The organism is Allostigmatella hybrida (genome assembly GCF_020103775.1).
GTDB lineage: Bacteria > Myxococcota > Myxococcia > Myxococcales > Myxococcaceae > Hyalangium > Hyalangium aurantiaca.
Map to the genome: position 1 here is coordinate 140,573 of NZ_JAHXBH010000013.1, position 20,765 is coordinate 161,337.

13 protein-coding genes are annotated in these 20,765 nt (G+C 70.2%); 3 read left to right on the top strand and 10 right to left on the bottom strand.

What is annotated here, in order from left to right:
- Positions 1-2: 2 nt before the first annotated feature.
- Positions 3-1,058, bottom strand: coding sequence for an isocitrate/isopropylmalate dehydrogenase family protein (locus KY661_RS20760; RefSeq protein ID WP_225411868.1), 1,056 nt, complete (start codon positions 1,056-1,058; stop codon positions 3-5).
- Between the two features lie 104 nt (positions 1,059-1,162).
- Here KY661_RS20760 and KY661_RS20765 point away from each other — a divergent pair, with 104 nt between their 5' ends.
- Together KY661_RS20765 and KY661_RS20770 are read left to right on the top strand one after the other, a co-directional pair.
- Positions 1,163-2,179, top strand: a complete 1,017-nt coding sequence (locus KY661_RS20765; protein WP_225411869.1) for an acetylserotonin O-methyltransferase — start codon at positions 1,163-1,165, stop codon at positions 2,177-2,179.
- Positions 2,176-2,730: a VOC family protein gene (locus KY661_RS20770; protein WP_225411870.1), complete on the top strand. Its 555-nt coding sequence runs from the start codon at positions 2,176-2,178 to the stop codon at positions 2,728-2,730. Before KY661_RS20765 ends, KY661_RS20770 begins: the two co-directional genes overlap by 4 nt.
- An 86-nt stretch (positions 2,731-2,816) precedes the next feature.
- On the opposite strand, the gene KY661_RS20775 is transcribed toward KY661_RS20770, so the two are convergent.
- The 9 genes from KY661_RS20775 to KY661_RS20815 form a co-directional block, all read right to left on the bottom strand.
- Entirely contained in the window at positions 2,817-4,004 is a 1,188-nt protein-coding gene (locus KY661_RS20775) for a hypothetical protein (RefSeq protein WP_225411871.1), read from the bottom strand.
- Between the two features lie 20 nt (positions 4,005-4,024).
- Positions 4,025-5,881, bottom strand: coding sequence for a hypothetical protein (locus KY661_RS20780; protein WP_225411872.1), 1,857 nt, complete (start codon positions 5,879-5,881; stop codon positions 4,025-4,027).
- Positions 5,882-6,038: 157 nt separating this feature from the next.
- Entirely contained in the window at positions 6,039-7,247 is a 1,209-nt protein-coding gene (locus KY661_RS20785; protein WP_225411873.1) for a c-type cytochrome, read from the bottom strand.
- A gap of 151 nt (positions 7,248-7,398) precedes the next feature.
- Positions 7,399-10,644, bottom strand: coding sequence for a serine/threonine-protein kinase (locus KY661_RS20790; protein ID WP_225411874.1), 3,246 nt, complete (start codon positions 10,642-10,644; stop codon positions 7,399-7,401).
- Entirely contained in the window at positions 10,641-11,501 is an 861-nt protein-coding gene (locus KY661_RS20795) for a hypothetical protein (RefSeq protein WP_225411875.1), read from the bottom strand. Before KY661_RS20795 ends, KY661_RS20790 begins: the two co-directional genes overlap by 4 nt.
- Before the next feature lie 5 nt (positions 11,502-11,506).
- Positions 11,507-13,885 (bottom strand): TonB-dependent receptor plug domain-containing protein, encoded by a 2,379-nt coding sequence (locus KY661_RS20800; RefSeq protein ID WP_225411876.1) that lies wholly within the window; start codon positions 13,883-13,885, stop codon positions 11,507-11,509.
- Between the two features lie 294 nt (positions 13,886-14,179).
- Positions 14,180-15,079 carry a PhnD/SsuA/transferrin family substrate-binding protein gene (locus KY661_RS20805; RefSeq protein WP_225411877.1) on the bottom strand — a complete coding sequence of 300 codons (900 nt, stop codon included), beginning with the start codon at positions 15,077-15,079 and terminating at the stop codon, positions 14,180-14,182.
- Positions 15,076-17,589, bottom strand: a complete 2,514-nt coding sequence (locus tag KY661_RS20810) for a tetratricopeptide repeat protein (RefSeq protein ID WP_225411878.1) — start codon at positions 17,587-17,589, stop codon at positions 15,076-15,078. Before KY661_RS20810 ends, KY661_RS20805 begins: the two co-directional genes overlap by 4 nt.
- Before the next feature lie 13 nt (positions 17,590-17,602).
- Positions 17,603-19,213: a PP2C family protein-serine/threonine phosphatase gene (locus tag KY661_RS20815; protein ID WP_225411907.1), complete on the bottom strand. Its 1,611-nt coding sequence runs from the start codon at positions 19,211-19,213 to the stop codon at positions 17,603-17,605.
- A 541-nt stretch (positions 19,214-19,754) separates the two neighbouring features.
- Here KY661_RS20815 and KY661_RS20820 point away from each other — a divergent pair.
- The gene (locus KY661_RS20820) at positions 19,755-20,765 is read left to right on the top strand and encodes a thiamine pyrophosphate-dependent dehydrogenase E1 component subunit alpha (RefSeq protein ID WP_225411879.1); all 1,011 of its coding nucleotides are present in this window, start codon (positions 19,755-19,757) and stop codon (positions 20,763-20,765) included.

A 20,765-nucleotide genomic window follows, 5' to 3' on the forward strand; every position in this document is an offset into this window, starting at 1 on the left:
CCCTACGCGGGGGTCTCCAGGTGCCGCAGCACCGCCTCCATCACCCCGGTGGTGGAGAGCGTCCCGCCCAGGTCCCTCGTCACCTGCCCCGCGCGGATCGCCCGGAGGACGGCGTTCTCCAGCCGGGCCGCCGTCCGCGGATGGCCCAGCTCCTCCAGCATCAACCCGGCCGTCAGGAACATGGCCATGGGGTTCACCCGCCCCTGGCCCACGAGGTCCGGCGCGGAGCCGTGGACCGGCTCGAAGAGCGGCGTGGAGTCCGGGTTGAGGTTGGCCGAGGCGCTCAGCCCCAGCCCGCCCACCAGCGCGGCCCCCAGGTCCGTGAGGATGTCGCCGAAGAGGTTCGTGGTGACGATGACCTCGAAGGTCTCGGGCCGCTGCACGAGCTGGAGCGCCAGGTTGTCCACGTACAGGTGGCGCGCTTCGAGCTCCGGGTACCCGGCGGCCACCTCCCGGAACACGCGCAGCCAGAGCTGGTGGGCGGGGATGGCATTGGACTTGTCCCCGAGCACCACGCTGCGCTTGCCCTTCTTCTGGGCCCACGCGAATGCGGCGCGAATGATGCGCTCCACCCCCTTGCGCGTACTGAGCTCCGTGGAGACCGCCACCTCATCCCCCGTCCCGGGCTTCTGGAAGCCCCCGATGCCGGTGTAGGGCCCCTCCGTGTTCTCCCGGAACACCACGAAGTCGATCTGCCCCTCGCGCTTGCCCTTCAGGGGACTGAGGGATTCCGCGTAGAGACGGCACGGCCGGAAGTTGATGTAGAGGTCCAGCCCGAAGCGCAGGCCCAGGAGAATCTCCCGCGCATGGGCCCCGTCCGGCACGCGCGCATCCCCGATGGCCCCCAGCAGGATGGCGTCGTACTCACGGCGAAATGTCTCAAGCTGCCCCGCGGGCAGCCCCACCCCTGTTTCAAGGTATCGCTCCGCCCCGAAGTCGAAGGTGTCAAACACCAGCCCCAGCCCCTCCGAGACATCCAGCGCCTGGAGGATGCGCAGCGTGGGAGCCATCACCTCGGCCCCCACCCCGTCGCCTGGAATCACCGCGATGCGTGCCATTCGGACCCTTCCGATGCAGCAGTGGCCTGTTCAGCGTCGTTGACCTTGGCTTATACTTGTCTTGCATCGTTTGACGGCGGCCCTCGTCGCGTCAGGAATCCTGCATGGGAGAACGTTCCCCCCGGCCGCGAGTGGCCCTGCTCCAACTGCTGAATGGCGCGTGGATTACCCAGGCGCTCCATGCCGCCGCGAAGCTGCGGCTGGCGGACTTTCTGGCGGCGGGGCCGCTGCCGGTGGACGAGCTGGCCCGGCGTGCTGGGACCGACCCGCAGAGCACCCGCCGGCTGCTGCGCAGCCTGGCCATGTTCGGGGTCTTCAGCGAAGTGGAGCCGGACCAGTTCACGCTCACGCCCATGTCCGAGCACCTGCGCTCGGACCGCCCCGACAGCCTGTACCACTGGGCCGTCATGCAGGGCGAGGCCTGGCACTGGAACGCGTGGGGGGGCCTCTCCGAGAACGTTCGCACGGGGCAAACGGCCTTCGAGGTGGCGCACCAGCTGCCGCTGTTCGAGTTCCTGGACCGGCAGCCCGAGGCCTCCACCCTCTTCAACTCGGCGATGGCGGAGATGTCCTCCCTGGCGGTGAAGGCCATCGTGCAGAGCTATGACTTCTCGGCGTTCGGGCGCGTGGTGGACGTCGGGGGCGGCGAAGGCGTACTGCTCCAGCACGTGCTCGAGGCCCATGGCTCGGTCCAAGGCGTGCTCTTCGACCGGCCCGCGGCGCTGGAGCAGGCGCGCGCCCGGCTGAAGGGCACGCGCCTGGAGGGCCGCATCGAGTACCAGAGCGGCAGCTTCTTCGAGACGGTCCCCGCCGGAGGAGATGCCTACCTGCTGAAGCACATCCTGCATGACTGGAATGATGCCCAGGCGGGCAAGGTGCTCCGCGCCTGCCGGGCCCAGCTCCCGCACCGGGGCCGGCTGCTCGCCATCGAGTACGTGCTCCCGGCCGGAGACACGTTCTCCCCCGGCAAGCTATTGGACCTCGAGATGCTGGTGGTCTGTGGGGGGCAAGAGCGGACCCTGGAGCATTGGAAGTCACTGATGGCAGACAACGGATTGACGCTCGATCGGGTGATTGCCACCCCCTCGGGTGTCTCCATCATCGAGGCAAGCCCGGCATGAGCCCTCCCCCCCTGACCCCCATGGAAAAGCTGGAGTTCTTCTCGGCCATCGTGCTCGTCTCGAAGGACACGCGCCGGCTGGCCGCGTTCTACCGCGACACGCTGGGCCTGCCCTTGGAGGAGGAGATCCACCCGGACTCCGACGTCCACTACGCCTGCGAGATCGGCGACATCCACTTCGCCATCTTCCCCGAGCCCAAGAAGCACCTGGACCGCGGCGCCCGGGTGGGCCACGGGCAGGTGAAGTTCGCCTTCACCGTGTTCGACCTGGATGGGCTGGTGAAGGCGCTGCGCGAGCGCGGCGTCGAGGTGACGTACCCGCCCATGCAGGCCGAGGACTTCATCCGCATGACGGCGATCCGGGATCCGGACGGCAACTACATCGAGCTGACGCAGATGGACGAGCGGTGGTTCAAGCACCTGGCCAGCCGCAAGCGCCAGGGCATCGATGTGGTGCATCGCTGGAAGGAGCGCACCGGCGCCGCGCAGTCCGCGCCGGCCGAGGTGCCCGACGAAGGGCCGAAGTGGTTCGACAAGCCGCGCCCCTCCTGAGCACCTCGCGCGGCGGTTCCCGGAAATGAAACAGGCCTGCCCGCGCGAGCGGACAGGCCTGGCCTACGCCCCAGTGGGGCCCCCGCTCAGGGGGCCGGCAGGGGCAGGCAGAGGTTGGGCGACACGGCGCCCTCGGGCCCGTTGGGCTGGTCCTTGCGCCACAGCTGGTTGCCCGCGAAGGTGATGACGCCGGGCATGGGCGGCGCGGCGATGGTCTGGAAGCGCCACGGGTTGAACTGCTCGCCCTTGATCTGGCCCTTGTCCTTCACCCGGTTCTTCAGGGCGCACGGATTCGCCGTCGGGTCCGGGTCCGGCACCAGGGTGTCGTTGGCGGGATCATACGGCGGCGTCGGATCCACCAGGTTGAAGGTGATCTCCTGCGGGGGCGCGCTCGTGCTGGCACGCAGCAGGAACACGGTGATGCCCATGCCGCTCACCTTGGTGCCCGAGCCATCCGTGGCGGGCTGATCATCCACGAAGTAGCCGCGCGTGGACTGCTGCAGGAACGGGGGCAGCACGCCCGGAGGCGCCCAGTTCACGTTGTACGACTCGCCCACGGGGGTGTTGTTGACGGTGGCCTTGACGGTGGTGCAGCTGGCGGGTGCGCGCAGCAGCGGCGAGCCCGGCTGGTAGTTCCAGAAGACCACCACGCTCGCGAAGCGCCGGGGGTTGACGAAGTCCGCCACCGTGGTGTTGGTGCCGTTAGCGGTCAGGCGCTTGGCCACCGCCTCCAGGATGCCCACCGTGCTGATGCTGGCGGCCTCCTGCACGTGGCACACGCTGTTGTGGGTCACCACGGGACGCAGCGTGACGGTGGTCAAGTAGCTGCCCTTGGGGACTTGGGCGGCGGGGCTCAGCGAGCCGGTGGGCATCGCCGTCACGAAGTACGGCACGGTGGAGCGGCTGGGCACGCCGTACAGCGACCACACGCCCAGGTCATCCGACTGGACCGGCTCGCCGGTGGGCCCGCCCGTGACGGGATCAAACGCGACGATGGAGGACTTCTGCATGGCGGAGAAGCCGTACAGCGGCCCCTGGTCCAGCAGGAACGGCGCGCAGCGGATGTCCGGGAACGGGCAGCTCACCAGGTTGAGGAAGAAGGCCTCCGGGTCCCACGCGAAGCCCGACAGCTGCGAGGTGGACTGCGCCGGATCGTCATCGACGTATTCCGGCGTGGGGTAGAGGGTGGAGTCGGGCGGCGCATCATCCGAGCCGCAGGCTCCCAGCAGCAGCGAGCCGGCCAGGAGGGTTCCGTAGCGAAGGGTTCGGTTCATGGCGGGAAGGAATCCTTCAATCAGTTCGCGGGGAGGATGTGGCCCTTGGGGGGCGTGTCCACGTGGCAGCTCTGGGCGCAGTTGCCGAAGCGGCTCGGCTCACCCGTGTTGGAGAACTTCACCTGGAAGTACTGGTTGTCGTGCGCCGAGGGGTGGCACGAGGCGCACACGGTGATGCTGGGCCGCAGCGCGCTCTCCCGCGTCAGGTGGCACATGGTGCAGTCGCCCTTGTCGGAGGGGTAGCGCGGCGAGCTCATGTGAATCTTGTGCACGAAGTCCTGGGGCCGGTTGTACAGGTCGTTGTTGAACGAGTGGCACACCTTGCAGCTCTCCACGTGGTCCACCGACAGGCCGTGGCGCAGGTTGTCCAGCGACAGCACGCCGCGGTGGCAGATCTGGCAGTTGCCCACCGCGTTCGGATAGGTGGTGCGCTCCTCCTGGCCCACCTGGAAGAAGAAGGGGTTCAACTTCGAGGTGCGCTCGCCCATGAAGTAGCGGTTGCTCTTGATGAGGGCCACGTACGTGCCGGGCTCCGCGGTGGTGGGCAGCGTGCGGGTGACACGCGTGGGCCACTGCATGAAGTGCTGGCCGGTGGGCAGCCGCACCGTGGCCGGCTCATCCACCAGCGCCCAGAAGAAGTCCGGCCCGAAGAACGGGGACTTCTCGGTGGGGTTGCTGCGCGGCGTCATCTTGTGCAGGGGGCCGGCGATCTGCACCGCCGGGACCATGTCGTACTCGAGCAGGGTGTCCAGGAAGGGGATCTGCGTGTAGAGCAGGCCGTTGCTCTTGCCGGTGATGGCCTCGAAGCCGCTGGGCAGCATCTGCGCGTTGTGCAGGCGGTTGCCCTCGTTGTCGCGGATGTCCACGAAGAGGTTCATCGTCTCGCCCGGCATGTAGAACTTGCCGTTGGCGGGCTTGGAGAGCTTCAGGCGCGGATCCAGACCGAAGCCGCACGTGGTGGGGTTGCCCGCGTCATCCGTGCACCCCGGCTCCACCTCGGAGGGCGGCACGAAGTCCACCGGGAAGTAGAACGGCTCGTCCGGCAGCTGGCTCCACGTCACGCGGAGGGCGCCCGGGCCGCGCAGGTCCGGCACGTCGAAGGTCTTGAAGGGGTTGGTGCTGCCCACGAAGTCCAGGCGCACCATGGTGCGGAACACCGGGGGCGACGGCGGCCAGCCCGGCAGCTGCGGCGTGGGGTGCACCGCCGTATCGCCGGGGAACTGGGGCGGCATCACCCGCTCCATGCGCCACATGATGCGCGAGTGGCCGGCCGACGAGGTGTCGGTGACGAACTCGGCGCGCTCGTAGCTCACCGGCGTGCCCACCACGGTGCCGTCCGCGTTGAGGATCTCGACCTTGAACCCGTCGCCCCGCACCTTGCGCCAGTCCGCGTTGTCGAAGAGCACCTGGCGCGCCCACGAGTCCTGGGTGGAGCCGGGCACCGCGGGGATGAACTTCCACTCGTCCGCCACCTGGCCCAGGTTGCTCCAGTTCAGGTTCTTGAACCGGGACTGCGTCTTGATCCACCGCACGGGCTCGGCCAGGTCCCCGGCGTTCTTGTGCGACTCCACATCCACGACGGTGTCGGTGATGGTGAACTGGTTGAGGAAGTACTTCGTGCGGCCCTGGATGCGCAGCCGGCCCGTGGGGGGCACCAGCGTGGCCGTCGGCTCGTTCAGGGGCGTGGCCAGGCTGGGGCACAGCGTGGGGTAGCTGTCCGGCACGGGCGAGTCGCCCTTGGCGCCCATCTGCCCATCGGGCATCACCGCGCAGCCGTTGAACTGCTGCAGGCTCAGGCGGATGGCCCCCGAGGCGGCCGCCTGGTAGGGGTCAAACACCTTGGCTCCCCGTCCCGAGGCATTCTCGTTGTCACTCACCGAGAGCAGATCACAACCGGCAGCAGGTACCAGAAGTGCACAGAGTGCACCGGTCAGCAGAGAGGAGCGTTTCATGAGCACTGAGACTGCGGACTGCGGGAGGGGAAAGGTTCAGTGAAGCGGGGGGGCGGTGGGGAGTGCGAGGCTCCCCTGCCCTTTACGGAATCTTGGCGGCGTAGGTCTGGACCCAGGTGGCCAGCTCCAGCGCCTGCTCGTCGTTGAGCAGATCGTGGTAGGTGGGCATCTGGGTGCCCGGCAGCGTGGCCTCCGGGTTGCGGATCCACCGGGCCACCTCGGCGGCGGGCTTGCCCACCGCGGGCTTGATGCGCTCGTGGTACTTGGCGCCCTGGCCGTGGCACAGCTCGCAGCCCAGCTGGCTGAAGAGCTTCTCGGGCCCGGCGCTGAGGTTGGCCTTCACGCGCGGCGCGGCGTCCGCGGGCAGCGTGGCCTCCGCCTTGGGCACCGACTGGAGGAAGGTGTAGAGCGCCTGCACGTCCACGTCGTCCAGGTTGCGCACGCGCACCATCGGCAGGCGCAGGGGGATGCCCTCCCGGTTGATGCCGTGCTGCAGCGCGCGGGAGAACTCCGGCAGGGTGTACTTCGCCAGGCCCGTCTCCCCGAAGGTGATGTTGGTGGAGTAGATGCCGCCCTCGGGGGTGTCCACGAACTTGAAGCCGCCCTTGAAGGCGTCCGGCCCGCGCGCCTTCGCGCCGTCCACGCCGGGCGTGTGGCACTCGGCGCACACGTAGACTTCGTTGGCCAGGTAGGCGCCGTACTCCACGGTGGGCCCCTTGGGAGGCGCCTTGATGCCCGAGGCGGGCCAGGTAGGAACCGGCGCCAGGCCCATGCCGAGCGCGAGCTTGCCCACCGGCGACAGCTGGGGGGCGGGCTGCACCCGCTCATCCGGGGCGACAATCTCGTCGTTGGAGCGCAGGAAGCCCAGCACCGCCGAGAGATCCTCGTCCGACATGCCGAACAGCGGCATCGTCACCATGCGATGCCCATCCCGGCGGACGCCAAAGCGGATCGCCCGGGCAAGGTGCCCATCCGACACGCCCTGGATGCCCGCCGTCGGGTGCGACGTCAGGTTCGCCGTGATGACGGCGCCGAAGGCCTTCGGCAGGTCCGGCATCACGCCACCCGCGGCGCGGTTGCTGCTGTCCTGCACGTGGCAGTCGTAACAGATGGTCTCGAAGATGTGCTTGCCGCGCGCGAGGCTCTGCGCGTCCGTGGCCGCGGTAATGGGGGGCAGCGGCGCCTCGACGGTCGCCGAGAGCTTCGAGCTCGCCACCAGGAACAACGCCACGGCCGCCACCACCACCAGCGCGACCAATCCACCTATGCCGATCAGGATCTTTTTAACCATACCCTGCCCTAAAGAAGATGCGCCAAACCCGAGGACCACCGGACCGCCGTGAGCCCCGGGCGAGTCCATGCGTCAGAACGTCGAGTTACGGACATTAACACAACTTCTCCAACCTGGAGAATTGAGCACCACACCTGCTGGATAGGGCGCCTCACGGCTGGCCCCGGAGCTTCAGCTGGACCTCCTGGCCGGGCACCGCCATCACCCACTGCGAGCGCTCCGGCTGGCCCGGGCAGGAGACGAGCACCTGCAGCTCCTTGCTCGCCTCGATGGACAGCTTCAGGGGCGCATCCCCGGACAGCGTCTTATCGCCCGCCTTCAGCTGGCACCCTGGCAGGGGCTCCGAGAGCAGCGTGCCGGGGGTATTGCCCGAAATCATCGGCACCTCGGGGATGGAGTACACGTCCAGGCGGTCCTCGATCGTCATCCGGCCGAAGCGCTGGACCCGGCCCCGGAGCACGGTGGAGACGAGCACTTCCTCGGGCTGCGTCAGGCGCAGGTTGCCCTCGATCCGGTGCCCGTCGATGTAGAGGTGCTCGCCGCGCCGCAGGTTGACCACCCGGATGCCCTCCTCCGAAGGGAAGAGGAAGAAGGCGCCCACCCCCACGGCGGCCAGCACCACGGCCCCCACGGTCAGGGCGATCCACAGGCGGGGCGAGCGCCGCGGGGCCGCCACGGCGGCCGGAGACACCTGGGACAGGGGAGAAGCCGCGGGCACCGGGGCCGGGGGCGGCAGGGGCGCCGGGGCGGGCGCGACCGCCGGGATGGCCATCCGCGAGGGGGGAGACTGCGTGGGGATCTGCTGGGTGGAACGCGGGACGCTCCCCTGAACGGAGGGCATCTGCGTGCTGGCGCGGGCGGGCGGCGGGGCCACCGAGGGCACCATCGTGGACGGCCGGGCCGGGGCCGCGGGCGGCGGCGGGGCCGCGGGCGGCATGGCCCGGATGCCCGAGCGGGTGGAGCTGCTCACCGGGGGGTGCGCCCCCGTGGCCGGGGACACCGGGCGCATGGCGACCTGGCTGGGACGGCTGGGGCTCGCGGCGGACCGGGCCTCGCCCCGGGAGGCGCTCGGCGCGCCCTCGGTGGGCGCGGCCTGCGGCGCGGGGGGGGGAATGGCCCGGGGACCACTGCCCGAGGCGCGCGAGCCGGTGGCCCCCGTGCCGGGCCGCGAGCCCGTCAGGTTCTGGCGCGAGCCGGAGCCCGTGCCCGAGTTGGCCACCGCCCCGGCGAGCCGCGCCGAGGACGCATCCGTGGCGCCCGAGGGGATGCGCGGGTGCGAGCCCGAGCCCGAGGAGGCCACGGCCGGGGCGTACTCGGCCAGCCGGTCCGCCAGCGTGTCCTTGAAGAACTGGGCCACCGCGGCCGGCGAGGAGTTGAGGCGGTGGTGGGCCATCACCGCCTCGATTTCCTCCCGCAGCGCCGCCGCCGAGGGCGTGCGCCGCGAGGGGTCCTTCACCAGGGCGCGCAGGATGAGGTCCGACACGTCCTGGGGAATGCTCGGCTTGAGCTGCGAGGGCACGGGCGCCGGCTCGCGCACCACCGCGTTGAGCGAGGCCGCGTCATGGTCCCGGCGGAACGGCAGCGTGCCGGTGAGCAGCTCGAAGAGCACCACGCCCAGGGCGAACACGTCGTTGCGCGCGTCCAGCGGACGGCCCGCGGCCGCCTCCGGGGAGATGTAGGAAATCTTCCCCTTGAGCACGCCCGCCTGCGTGTGGTCCTCGCCCTGCACCTTGGCGATGCCGAAGTCGCTCAGCTTGATGGCGCCATCGAGCGAGATGAGGACGTTGTGAGGGCTCACGTCGCGGTGCACCACCGGGTGGGCGTTGCCCGCCGGGTCCACGTAGCTGTGGGCGTAGTGCAGGCCCGCGGCCGTCTCCGCGACGATGCGCAGCGCGTGCTCCATGGGCAGGGCCAGCCCCTTGCGCCGCAAGTCGTTCATCAGCCGCTTGAGGTCCGGGCCGCGCACGTACTCCATGAGGATGTACGCCACGCCATCGGTGACGCCCACGTCGAAGGTCTGCACGACGTTGGGGTGCGTGAGCCGCGCGTTCGCCCGGGCCTCGGCGAAGAGCATGTCCACGAACTCGGGATTCTCGGCGAACTGCGCGAGAATCTTCTTCATCACCACGAACTTCTCGAAGCCTTTGACGCCCACCTGCTTGGCGAGGAACACCTCCGCCATGCCGCCCTGCCCCAGCCGGCGGATGATCTGCAGCTTGCTGCCGCCGTGGGAGCTGCTGATGTCCGTGTGGTTGCCGCCGCCGGCGGCCTGGGCCTCGGCGTTGACGGCGCCGAAGAGGAACTGGGTGAGCGCCTTGGCCTCCAGCGCCTCCACGTCCTCCAGGGGCTGATCCGTCATCGGCAGGCGCGCGAGCATCTGCGTCAGGTTGGGGATGTTGGACAGCCGCGAGGCGCCGCCGCAGATGACGCAGGGGCGCTCCTGGCCCTCGTTGGCGCGCAGCTGCTCGACGAAGTCCGCGGCGTGGGCGCGCTGGTGGTGCAGCTGGCCGCAGTTCTGGCACTCGTACGGCAGCCACAGGGAGTGCAGGCGCGCCGGCAGCGGCTTGCCGGACTTGGCCAGCGGGGCCATCACCAAGGGCGGCACCCGGCAGAGCACCACCTGGGCGCCCTTGGCGGCCGTGTCCAGCACCTGCTCCAGCTTCACCACGCCCTCGAGCTCCACCTTCGCCACGTGCGAGAAGTCGAACGCGACGCGCCCCTCCAGGCCCGAGGCCAGCCGGCGCACGTTGAGGTCGCCCCGGATGACGCTCGCCAGGGTGATGTAGGTGATGTCGTCCTGGACCGTCTTCAGGTGCGAGGGCAGGTCCAGGGGCTCGGAGGCGGCGGCCAGGCGCAGGTAGCGCAGCACCACCGGGTCCACGGTGCCCAGGTGCTGCCTGCGCGCGTAGTCGAAGAACTCGCTGGGAAGGTCCGCGAACTCCAGGGACTGGGCGCACACCGGGCAGGTGTGCTCCGGGGCGCGGTTCTCGGAGATGAGCTGCGCGTCATCCACGAGGTTGATGGCGCGCAGCCGGTCCTCGCTGCACGTGCGGCAGGTGTAGGGCGCCAGCACCGACAGGACGCGCGAGACGCCCGAGAAGCCCTCCACCATGTTGAGTTGGTCCACCACCACCGGGGGGGCGTAGACCACGTACAGGCTGATGGCGCCGTTGGGGAGCTTGGAGGCGAACTCGATCCACTTGCGCACACCGAATGAGCTGATCCGGTCCACGCACCCGAGATCGACGATGACGATGCCGGTGAGGTCCGGGGAGGTGGACGACAGCGGGAACGTCTCGTCGATGACGCCAGAAACCCGGACGTGGGAGATGTTCCCCACCCGGGATCGGCTGATGCTTGCGTTCGAACCCTGGTTCTCCACCGTCCCTACCCTCATTCCATGCAGAACAGCAGCGATTTGGGGAGCGCGGCCCGGCGGCGCGCCTCACCCAGGTCCACCGCGCACAATACCCGAGACTCCCGCCCCTGGCTCACGTGCACGGCAATGGCATCACTGTGCTCGATCATCCGCCGCAATCCCAGTCCCGCGCCTCCGCCGGAGGCATTCACCTGCACCCGCTTGCCATACGAGGCCAGCGCCTGCACGAACGGCCGGGGCGTCAGCCGCCCGAACCGGTCCACCGCCTCCAGATAGATGCGGCCCTCGGCCACCGACAGCGCCAGCTCGCAGGCATCCTCCGCGTCGATCTCCTTCACCTCGGTGCGCCGGTGGGCATACTTCGGCTGCCCCTGCGCGTCCACGGGCGCATCCAACATCGCATTGACGGCCAGCTCGTGCAGCACATCCGCCGCCAGGGTGGCCGCCGTCCGCGTGCCGCCTGCCTCCTCCACCACCATGGAGGCAGCCTCCGCCGCGTGCTGGATGTCCACCAGGCGCGTCAGCCGCTGGCGCACCACGCTCCCCTGCTCAGGAACCAGGGAGCCCCCGCGCAGCACCGCGCCCAGCAACATCGCCTCCCAGTCCGTCGGCCCCCGCTCCGCGCCCCGGGTGGCCAGGAGCAGCGCGGGCGGCTCACGCGACAGGAGGTCGGCGTGCGCCGGACCCAGCAGCCCGTCGAACAGCACGAGCCTCCGGGCATGGCGCGCCGCCTCCGCCCCGTCGAGGCCCGTCTGAAGGGCCACCCCCCCGCGCGCGAGCGTGGGGGCCACCTGCTCGAGCACCGTGGGCGCCAGCGAGGGGTCGGCAATCAGCAGGAGCCCGCGGGGGGGCCCCACCTGGGTCGGGGCTCTCAAGGGCATTAGTAGCGAAGCTTGAGTTCGCTGTAGACGCCGCGGGGCGGCGCCGGGAAGCCGTGCGATTCCTCGTACTGGGAGTCGAACAGGTTGGTGCCCAGCAGCGACACGGAGACGCCCTCGTTGATGTTCACGCCCACCCGGGCGCTCGCCGTCACGTAGTCCGGCAGCTTCACGCGGCTGACCTCGCCGGTGGACTCCACGAGGAAGCCCGGATCGAAGCGCTGGCCCACGTACAGGGCGTACACCTCGGCGAAGCCCACCTTGCCGATGTTGGTCCGGGCGCGCGCGTAGACGCGGTGGCGCGGCGCGTAGTCGAGCTGGGCGGACGGCCCGTCCCCGTACGGTTGGGATCTCGCATCCAGGTACTGGTAGGCCACGTCGAACGAGGAGTTGGCGGCGGGCAGCTGCGCGGCCACCTCCGCCTCGATGCCCACCACCTGCGCATCGCCGATGTTCTGGAACTGCGAGGTGGAGCCGAAGACGAGGTTCTGGTTGATGAAGTTCTTGGCGCGGTTGTAGAAGCCCGTGGCCGTCAGGCGCATGCGCCGGTCGAAGGCCCAGTAGTCCACCGCCGCCTCGTAGGTGTCCAGCGTCTCGGCCCGGAGGGCGGAGTTGCCCAGGAGCGTGGCCGCGTACATCTGCTGGTTGATGGCGAGCTCGGCGAGCGTGGGGGCCCGGAAGGCGCGCCCGTAGTTCGTGCGCAGCGTGAGCTCCGGCAGCGCGTGGAACACCACGCTGGCGCGGGGCGAGAGCTGGTTGGTGCGCTCGGTCCACACCTGCTCGGGGATGAGGTACGCGTCGTAGCGCACGCCGGCGCCCAGCACCAGGCGGCTCATCGGCCGGTACTCCGCGTCCACGAAGCCGCCGAGGATGCTCTGCGTGGTGTCATCCATCGTCAGCCCGGCCAGGACGTTCTGGTTGTTGACGAGATCGTCCTTCACGTCGCCGCCGAAGGTGACGTTGAAGTTGCCCGCGGTGAGCAGCGCGCGCGCCTCGGCGCCGTAGCGGCGGCGCTTGCCCAGCGCCGGCTCCAGCTTGCCGGTGATCATGTTCATCTGGTCCACGACGCGCCGCTTGTAGAGCGTGTAGGCCTGGCCGAAGACGCGCAGGTTTTCGGACACCTGCTTGTCCACCTGGGCCGCGGCGTTGAGGTTCTGCACGTTCTCGGTGTCGCTCGGCGTGTAGTGGCACCGGCCGCAGTTGCCCACGGTGGAGATCTGCGTGCCACCGGGACGGCCGATCTCCGCGTCGGTGAAGTCCGCGTCGAGCGCGAACGCGCCCACCTTCACCTTGCCGCTGATCTGGTGCACCTGCGAGTCCTGGTTGGTGTCCACCAAGCCCGTCTGCGGGTTGTTGAAGAGCTGCGGGCCATCCGAGCCGAAGCCGTAGTAGCTGGCCAGCGCCTCCACCGGGCCACCCCGGCCCGCCGCCGTGGCGTTCACGCGGAAGGTGCTGTCCTGCCCCGCCAGCACGCGGCCGTCGAAGCCCACGTTGCGGCCCTCCTTGATGAGGTCCGAGGGCTGGCGCTCGATGAGGTTGATGACGCCGCTGAAGGCGTTGGAGCCGTAGAGCGAGGAGCCGGGGCCGCGAATCACTTCCACCTGCTTGAGGTTCGACAGCGGCGTCGTCTCATCCGCGTAGAACTGGCCCGTCCAGGGGTCCGTCAGCGGCCGGCCGTCCTTCAGGAGCAGCAGCCGGTTGGACAGGTAGTTGGAGCCAAGGCCGCGCGCGCTCACCGCCGCCTTGCGCATGGAGCCACGCCGGCACTCCAGGCCGGGGAAGTACTGGATCGCCTCGCAGAGCGTGAAGGCGCCCGTGCCCTCCAGCTCCTCGGCGGGGATCCACGCCACCGTCATGGGCACGTCCTTGATGCGCTGGCGGCGCTTGGAGGCGGTCGTCACCACCGCCTCGCTGAGCAGCGCGTTCACCGAGTCCTCGATGGAGGAGGCATCCCCGGCGGGATCCGGCAGGTCCAGGCCCGCCAGGCCCGAGGGCGGCGGCAGCGCCCGCGACGAGGCGGGATCCGTGAAGGGCGCCGAAGGGGGCACCCGGTCCTGCTGCGCGGGCTTCACCGCGGTCTGCTTGGGCGCGGCCACCGGGGCCGGGGGCGGCGGCACGGGGGCCGGATCCGCCAGCACGGAGTCCGGAATGGGCTCGCGCGCCCGGTAGTCGGACGGGGGCGGCACGCTGCCCGTGTTCGCGGCGGGCGTGGAGGACGGCGCGTCACCGCCCGTCATCGGCTCATCGGTGCCGAAATCGTCGGCCGGAGGGGCCACGACGGGCGCGGGGGGTGGCGGCGGGGCCTTCTTGGATGTCCCCGGCCGGCGCTTGGTGGGCTTCGGCTTTGTTTGTGCCTCGGCATTGCCGGCGGCGAGGCCCATGATTACGCATACGCCAACGACCAGGGGAAACTGCAGGAACGCCCTTGCCGCGATGCGTCGCGGCCAGTCGAATACAGTCGAGTGCATCATTCTCACATCCGCCAGTGGAGCAGCCAAACCGGGTGAGGCCCGTACGGCATCCGGGTGCGGGAGGAGGCCCTCTGCGCCAAGGGTCCGCTCGTAAACACCCAGACTGTTGAATTCAAGTTACCCTACTGTCTTCACTTGCGCCAAGGGATTGCCCCGGAGCGATGCGCCGCCCCGGCGCCCTGCCCTGTTCTGAGGCCTGGATCCTCAGTCGTCCGGCTGTTCGGACGAGACGTCCATCACGCTCGTGAAGGAGGGCAGCACGGGGGTGAGCTGCCCGGAGCGCACCAGCGCGTCGGTGTCCACGCGCAGCTGCGGCGACTCGACGAGGGCCGGCTGGCGCGGGGCGGGCCCCTTCTGGACCAGCTTGCGGAAGTCCTCGAACTCCTTGCCCTGCACCCGCAAGAAGCCGCTGAAGGGCGCCACGGGCTCCAGCTTCGGCAGCTTCTCGGCCAGCTCGCCGGGCCGCAGGGTCACCAGCACCGCCCCTGGCACCTTGATGCTGCGAAAGAGCACGCGCACGTCCTTGGGCACGTGCGACAGCGGCACCAGCGCGGCCTCCGCCCCCTTGGCCTCCAGCATCTTCAGCGCCGACTCCACGTTGGGCACCAGGATGGGCTTCCCGAAGTGGTCCTCAGGCAGGTCTCCTCCGAAGACGACGCGGGAGACGAACTTCGCATCCAGGCCCCCCGCGCTTCGGGTGAGCGCCAGCCGCTTGCCCTTCAGGTCCTTCACGCTCCCCTTCATGTTGGAGATGAGGGCCCACCGCTGGGCCGTCTCCCCCGCGAGCGCGGCGAAGGCCAGGGGGGTGGCCTTCTCCTCCATCTGCACCGCGGACAGGGCGTCCACCACCGCGAAGTCGACGAGCCCATCCTTGACCGCCTTGTCGAAGTCCTCGTAGCGGCCGAAGCTCTTGGCCGCCACGGGCTGCCCGAGCACGGTGCTCAGCTGCGACGCCAGGCTCTCGGCGAAGGTGAAGCGCTCCTGGCCATCGGTCAGCGTGGTGGGCAGGAACACGCCGAGCGTGGCCTTCTTCTCCGCCCACGCGGCGGGGGTCCAGGCACAGAGTACGGCCAGTCCAAGCATCAGGAAACGGGGGGTCTTCATGGCAGGGTCTCCGTGGCGGTGGCCTCGTTGGCCTCGGGGGCGGCGGCGCCGCCCAGGCCGTGCAGGGCCATCAGCCGGTCACGCCACTCGCGGGCCACCGCCACGCGGGGGCCACCAGCGGTCAGGTATCGGCGGTAGGACTCCACCGCCTCGGGGATTTCATTGCGGCGCTGGGCGTCGATGCCGAGGTTGAACGAGGCCATGGGCACCGAGGACTCCAGCTTGCGCCACACGGCCGTGGCGTCGGCGAACTTGCGCTTGCCGTAGTTCACGCACGCGAGGTTGTTCTGCAGCGCGGCGTCCTCCTGCGCGCTGGCCAGCGCGGCCTTGAAGGCCTTCTCGGCCAGCTTGAAGTTGCCCGTGGCGTAGGCGCGCTCCCCCTCGAGCCGGTGGAGCGCGTTGGCCAGCGAGGCGATCCACTTGGCCTGCCAGGACGAGGGCTTCTTCGAGGCGGCGGCCAGCGCCTTGCGCGCGAAGGGCACCTGGCCCTTGCGGTAGAGGACATACGCCTCCGCCAGGGCGCGCGTGTTGGGCTCGGCCCAGGTGGGCATGGGCGTCAGCGCGCGCTTGATGAGGGGACTGGCCTCGGCGAAGCGGCCCTGCTCGGCCTGGACGAGCGCCCGGGTGAGCAGCGCCAGCTTGGCCAGGTCCTGCTGCTTGGCCAGGTTGAACTTCTCCGTCAGGTCCACGTCCTTGCGCGCGTTCTCCACGTCCCCGGACTCCAGGCGCGTGAGCGCGCGGCGCAGCAGCATGAGCGGCAGGTTGGCCTCCGCCAGCTGCCGGGCCGCCTTGGAGGGGCCGGGCTCGGTGAGGCGCTCCACCGCGTCGTCCACGCGGCCCAGCTCCACCTCCGCGAGCGCCGCGCCCACGGACACATCCGCCAGGTCCGAGGGCTCCTCGGTGCGCTTCTCGGCCTGGATGAAGGCGCGCAGCGCGGCCTCGGCGTTGCCCTCGCCCAGGTACGCGTAGCCCAGCAGCCAGTGCTCGCGCCAGGTGGCGCCCTCCAGCGTCACGCCCTGCTCCAGCACCGGCCGGGCCTGCGCGAAGGCGCGCTGCTCCAGCAGCGCCGCGCCCAGCCGGCGGGACATGGCCGCGCTGCGCTCGAGATCGAACGCCCGGCGCAGGTCCCGCGCCGCGTCATCCAGGCGGTTGGTGTCCGCGCGGCCCCGCGCCCGGTGCGCCAGCGCCTGGGCCAGCCAGTGCTGGGCCCCCGCGTGGTTGGGCTCCACCCGGAGCGCGTTGGCGTAGTCCTCGATGGCCTGGTCCCACTGACCGGTGGCGAAGTGGTCCGCGCCCAGCAGCACGTGGCCCAGGGCCTGCTGCGGGGCCAGCTCCACGAGGCGCCGGTGCACTTCCACCGCGCGCTGGAAGCGGCCCGCGCGGCGGTTGACGGAGCCCAGCGACGCCCACAGCTCCAGGTTGCCGCCGTCCTTCTCCAGCGCGGCCTCGAGGTACTTGATGGCCTCCTCGTTGCGCCCCTGCGCCTGCAGGGCCTTGCCCACGGCGATCTGCGCGGCCACCACGCCAGGCGCCATCTCCAGCACCTTGCGGAACTGGGCCTCGGCCTCCTTGGGCTGCTTCTGCGCGAGCCGCACGTCGCCCAGCAGCAGGTGCGCCGAGGCGGTGCCCTCCAGCTTCACCAGCGCCAGGGCCTGCTTCTCCGCGCCCGCCACGTTGCCCTCGCGCAGGAACATCCGGCCCAGGCGCTCCTTGGGCTCCTTGGCCTGCGGGAAGCGCTCCACGAGCCCTTCCACCAGCGTCAGCGCATCCTCCTCCTTGCCCTCCAGCTCCAGCACGGAGGCCAGGCCCATCTGCGCGGTGACGGACTCGGGCCGTCCCTTCTGGGCTTGCTGGAAGGCCGCGCGCGCGGCGGCCACGTCCCGGCGCAGGAGCTGGCCCTGACCGATGAGCTCGTGGATCTGGTAGTCGTTGACGGCCAGCTTCGCGGGCCGCTGCGCCAGGTACTGCTGGAACTTGGCGATGGCCAGGTCCCCGCGCCGGCCGTGCAGATAGTACGAGCCCAGGTAGTAGTTGACGATGAGGTGCTCGGGGGCGTTTTTCTCCGACACCCTCTCCAGGAGCGGCACCGCCTCCTGGAAGCGGCGCAGCTTGAAGAAGGCCACGCCCAGCGGGAACGTCAGCGAGAGGTCCTCCGGGTTGGCGGCGCTCAGCACCGGCAGCTTCGCGGCGGTGCGGGCATAGTCGTTCAGCGCGTTGGCCGAGGCGCCCAGGCCCGCGCCGGCGGCGGCCGAGTTGGGATCAATGGCCAGCGCCTGCTCGAAGAGCTGGAGCGCCTTGCGGTGCTTCTCCTCCGCCTCCTTCTTGTTGCCCGAGGCGACGGCGGCGCTGGCCGCCACCTGCACGGTCTCCGCCTCCTTCACCAGGAGCTGGGACTCGGTGAGCGGCGGCGGACGGTACTGGGCGAAGGCCACCGGGCCCGAGAGCAAAGAGGTGAGCGCCAGCGCCGCGGCAAGGCGGCGCGCCGAGGGGGGTCTAGACATGCGGCTCATTCGGTTTCCAGGCTTAGGAGGCAGTGCTGAACTCGGCGACGACGACGGTGATGTCATCGCGTTGCGGTTGACCCGCGCTGAAGGCGCGCACGTCCGCCAGGATGGCGTCGCGCAGGCCCTCGGCGGTGAGCTGGGCGTTGGTCTGGACGGCGGCGCCCAGGCGCTGGGTGCCGTAGAGCTTGCCGGCCGCATCGCGCGCCTCGGTGAGCCCGTCCGTGTACCAGACGATGATGTCGCCGGGCCGGAGCTGGGCCTGGCGCGAGGAGTACTGGGAGGACACGGAGGCGCCCAGCAGCGGCCCGCGGGCGGGCAGCGAGGCGAACTGCCCGGACAGGCGGTTGTAGACGCACGCGGCCGGGTGGCCGCCCGCCGCGTAGTCGATGAGGCCCGTGTGCACGTCGATGACGGCCAGGGCGCTGGACATCTGGTACTCGCCGCGGCCCAGGTGGGCCAGGGTGATGTTGAGCGCGCTGATGAGCACCTGGGAGTTGAGCTGGTCCGGCTCGCGCATCGTCATGGCCGAGGCGAAGCCGCTGGTGGCGCTGGTGGCCACCAGCGCCGTGGACAGGCCGTGGCCGGTGACGTCTCCGACGCCCACCACCACGCGCTGCTCGTCCAGGGGCGCACGGAACCACCAGTCACCGCCGCACGCATCCGCGGTGACGACGACGCCCGCCATGCGCATGGTGCCCATCTGGAACGCCTCGCGGCCCGGCAGCAGCGTCTCCTGGACGGTGCGCGCCAGCGACACCTCGCGCTCCAGCTGCGCCTTGGAGCGCACGTCCTCCAGGAGGACCTTGATGCGCTCGGCCATGTGGTTGAACACGAGGCTCAGGGTGCGCACCTCGCGCCCGGCGCCCGTGGCCTGGCCGGCGCGGGCGCTCAAGTCACCCGCGGCCAGCTGCATCACCCGCCGCGTCAGCACGCCCAGCGGGCGGGTGATGCGGCGGCTCTGGATGGCGGCCACCACGCTGGCCAGCAGCACGAAGCCCAGCCCCAGGATGAGCGCGTTGCGAATCGTGGTGCGCAGCGCGTCGTCCTTGTTCTCCTTGAGCACGTGGAGCTGGTGCTGGAGCTCGTCGAGCGAGTAGCTGATGACGATGAGCCCCTTGCCGCTCTGGGAGCCGTAGTCGAGGGGTTCCTGGAACTCGTAGACGGGCCGGTTCTTGAAGACCGCGCCCTGGATGGCCCGCTCGGCCTTGCGGCCGCCCGAGGCCGTGCCCAGCTTGGCGTCCGGATCCGAGTCGGCCACCAGCAGGCTGTCCGCGTCGAACATCTGCACGCGGAGGATGTTGCGGTTGGCGGCGATGATGGCGCGCGCCACGTCCGTCAGGAACGCGTAGTTGTTGTCGCGCAGGGACGTGGCGGAGGTGAGCGCCAGGGTGTGACTCACCGTCTGGCCCAGCTCGCGCGCGTGGTTCTGGGTCCGCTCGGTGAAGGTGGCCGAGGCCTCCTCGAACTGGGACGTGGTGGACACCGCCGAGAGCGCCGTCAGCAGGCCGACGATGACGAGCACGAGCGCCGCGGTGGTGAGCAGGAGGATCTGATCCAGCCGCAACCCGCGGATGGAGGCGACATCGGGCAGCTCGCCCGCCTCGAGCGGCGCCACGATGGTGCCCGTCATCTCTCCGGCCACCGGCGCGGCGACGGTCGTGCTGGTGAACTGCGCGTGCTGATGCGTGCCGGTGGGCTCGTAGCGGGGGACGGTGCCCGTCGCCCGGGATGGCAGCGGCTCGGAAGCGGTGTCCTCAGGGACAGGGGCAAGGCGTGTATTCGTCTTCAAGGACCCACCTGGCTGCAGGCCGCGGGAGGGGAACGCGGCCCATCTGAAGAAAAAGTTTGCGTGACTCTAGCGCACTTGTTCACAAGTGCGAGTCCCCGGGCTTTCCAGGCTCGCAGACAGGGGCCTCTCCCCCGGATTCACCGGTTCCCCCACGGAATTGTCACAGATCCCGGGCCTCTCCCGCAGGGGAGGGCCTCCGCCTGCCTGCTGTCCGGGCGGGCCTCGCGGGCCCTACGGGCAGGGCTTGACGGGGCCGTGCCGCTTGCCGCAACGCGGCACCGGGCTCCGTCGATCCAAAAACATCTCCGTGCGCGCGGCGCTTGAGTGCACCGGCCGGCTTTGGGTTATAGGGAGCGCTCTCCCATTCGAGAGGAAGCCGCGCGTGTCACGACCCCGCCTGCTCAATCGCGAAGAAGCCTCCGCCCTCACGCTCGACCGGGAGCTGCTCGTCCGCATCCATGATCTGATGGTGAAGGCGCGCGTCCTCGAGGAGCGCCTCATCCAGATGTACAAGCAGGGCCATGGGTTCTTCTGGATCGGCGGCCCCGGCGAGGAAGCCTTCAACGTCCCGCTCGGGCTGCTGATGAAGAAGGGCCAGGGGCCCGCCTTCGACTACCTGCACGCGCACTACCGGCAGTCGGCCACCATGCTAGCGCTGGGCGAGGACCCCATCGGGGCCCTGCGGCAGATGAAGAACACCGCCTCGGACCCGTACTCGGGCGGGCGCAACTTCGCGGGCCACTTCTCCAAGCGGGAGTGGAACATCGCCCCCGTCTCCTCCCCCATCGAGGTGCAGTACGCCATCGCCCCCGGCACGGCCATGGCCCAGAAGCGGCACGGCGGCGACGGCATCACCATCGTCACCGGCGGCGACGCCGGCACGGCCGAGGGAGACTTCGCCTCCTGCCTCATCTGGAGCAGCCGCCCCGCCAACCCGCTGCCCATCCTCATCATCGTCACCAACAACCACTGGGGCATCTCCACCTCGGCGGAGGACCAGCACGGCGAGACGCACGTCGCCGACCGCGGGCGCGCCTTCAACATCCGCAGCAAGACCATCAACGGCAATGATCCCGTCACCGCCTACCGCGAGCTGAAGGAGGCGATGGAGTACGTGCGCCAGGAGCGCAAGCCGTTCCTGCTGGAGGCCCAGGTGTCGCGCCTGTACGGCCACTCCTCCGCCTCCGGGGCCAACTTCGTCACCCACGAGGTGGACTGCCTCAAGGAGTTCGAGACCCGGCTGGAAGGCGAAGGCGTGCTGACCCGGGAACAGATGGACGCGCTGCGCAACCGCTACACCGAGGAGCTCGCCGCCGCGGCGCGCCTCGTCCGGGACGAGCCCCTGCCCGGTCCCGAAACCCTCTGGAACCACGTCTACGCGGAGAAGAAATAA

Bases quoted from the DNA above. Each gene is read 5' to 3' on its own strand.
- KY661_RS20810 (WP_225411878.1), bottom strand. From the start codon at position 17,589: ATGAGCCGCATGTCTAGACCCCCCTCGGCGCGCCGCCTTGCCGCGGCG.
- KY661_RS20765 (WP_225411869.1), top strand. From the start codon at position 1,163: ATGGGAGAACGTTCCCCCCGGCCGCGAGTGGCCCTGCTCCAACTGCTG.
- KY661_RS20785 (WP_225411873.1), bottom strand. From the start codon at position 7,247: ATGGTTAAAAAGATCCTGATCGGCATAGGTGGATTGGTCGCGCTGGTG.
- KY661_RS20770 (WP_225411870.1), top strand. From the start codon at position 2,176: ATGAGCCCTCCCCCCCTGACCCCCATGGAAAAGCTGGAGTTCTTCTCG.
- KY661_RS20775 (WP_225411871.1), bottom strand. From the start codon at position 4,004: ATGAACCGAACCCTTCGCTACGGAACCCTCCTGGCCGGCTCGCTGCTG.
- KY661_RS20760 (WP_225411868.1), bottom strand. From the start codon at position 1,058: ATGGCACGCATCGCGGTGATTCCAGGCGACGGGGTGGGGGCCGAGGTG.
- KY661_RS20800 (WP_225411876.1), bottom strand. From the start codon at position 13,885: ATGGGCCTCGCCGCCGGCAATGCCGAGGCACAAACAAAGCCGAAGCCC.
- KY661_RS20790 (WP_225411874.1), bottom strand. From the start codon at position 10,644: ATGAGGGTAGGGACGGTGGAGAACCAGGGTTCGAACGCAAGCATCAGC.
- KY661_RS20815 (WP_225411907.1), bottom strand. From the start codon at position 19,213: ATGACGGGCACCATCGTGGCGCCGCTCGAGGCGGGCGAGCTGCCCGAT.
- KY661_RS20805 (WP_225411877.1), bottom strand. From the start codon at position 15,079: ATGAAGACCCCCCGTTTCCTGATGCTTGGACTGGCCGTACTCTGTGCC.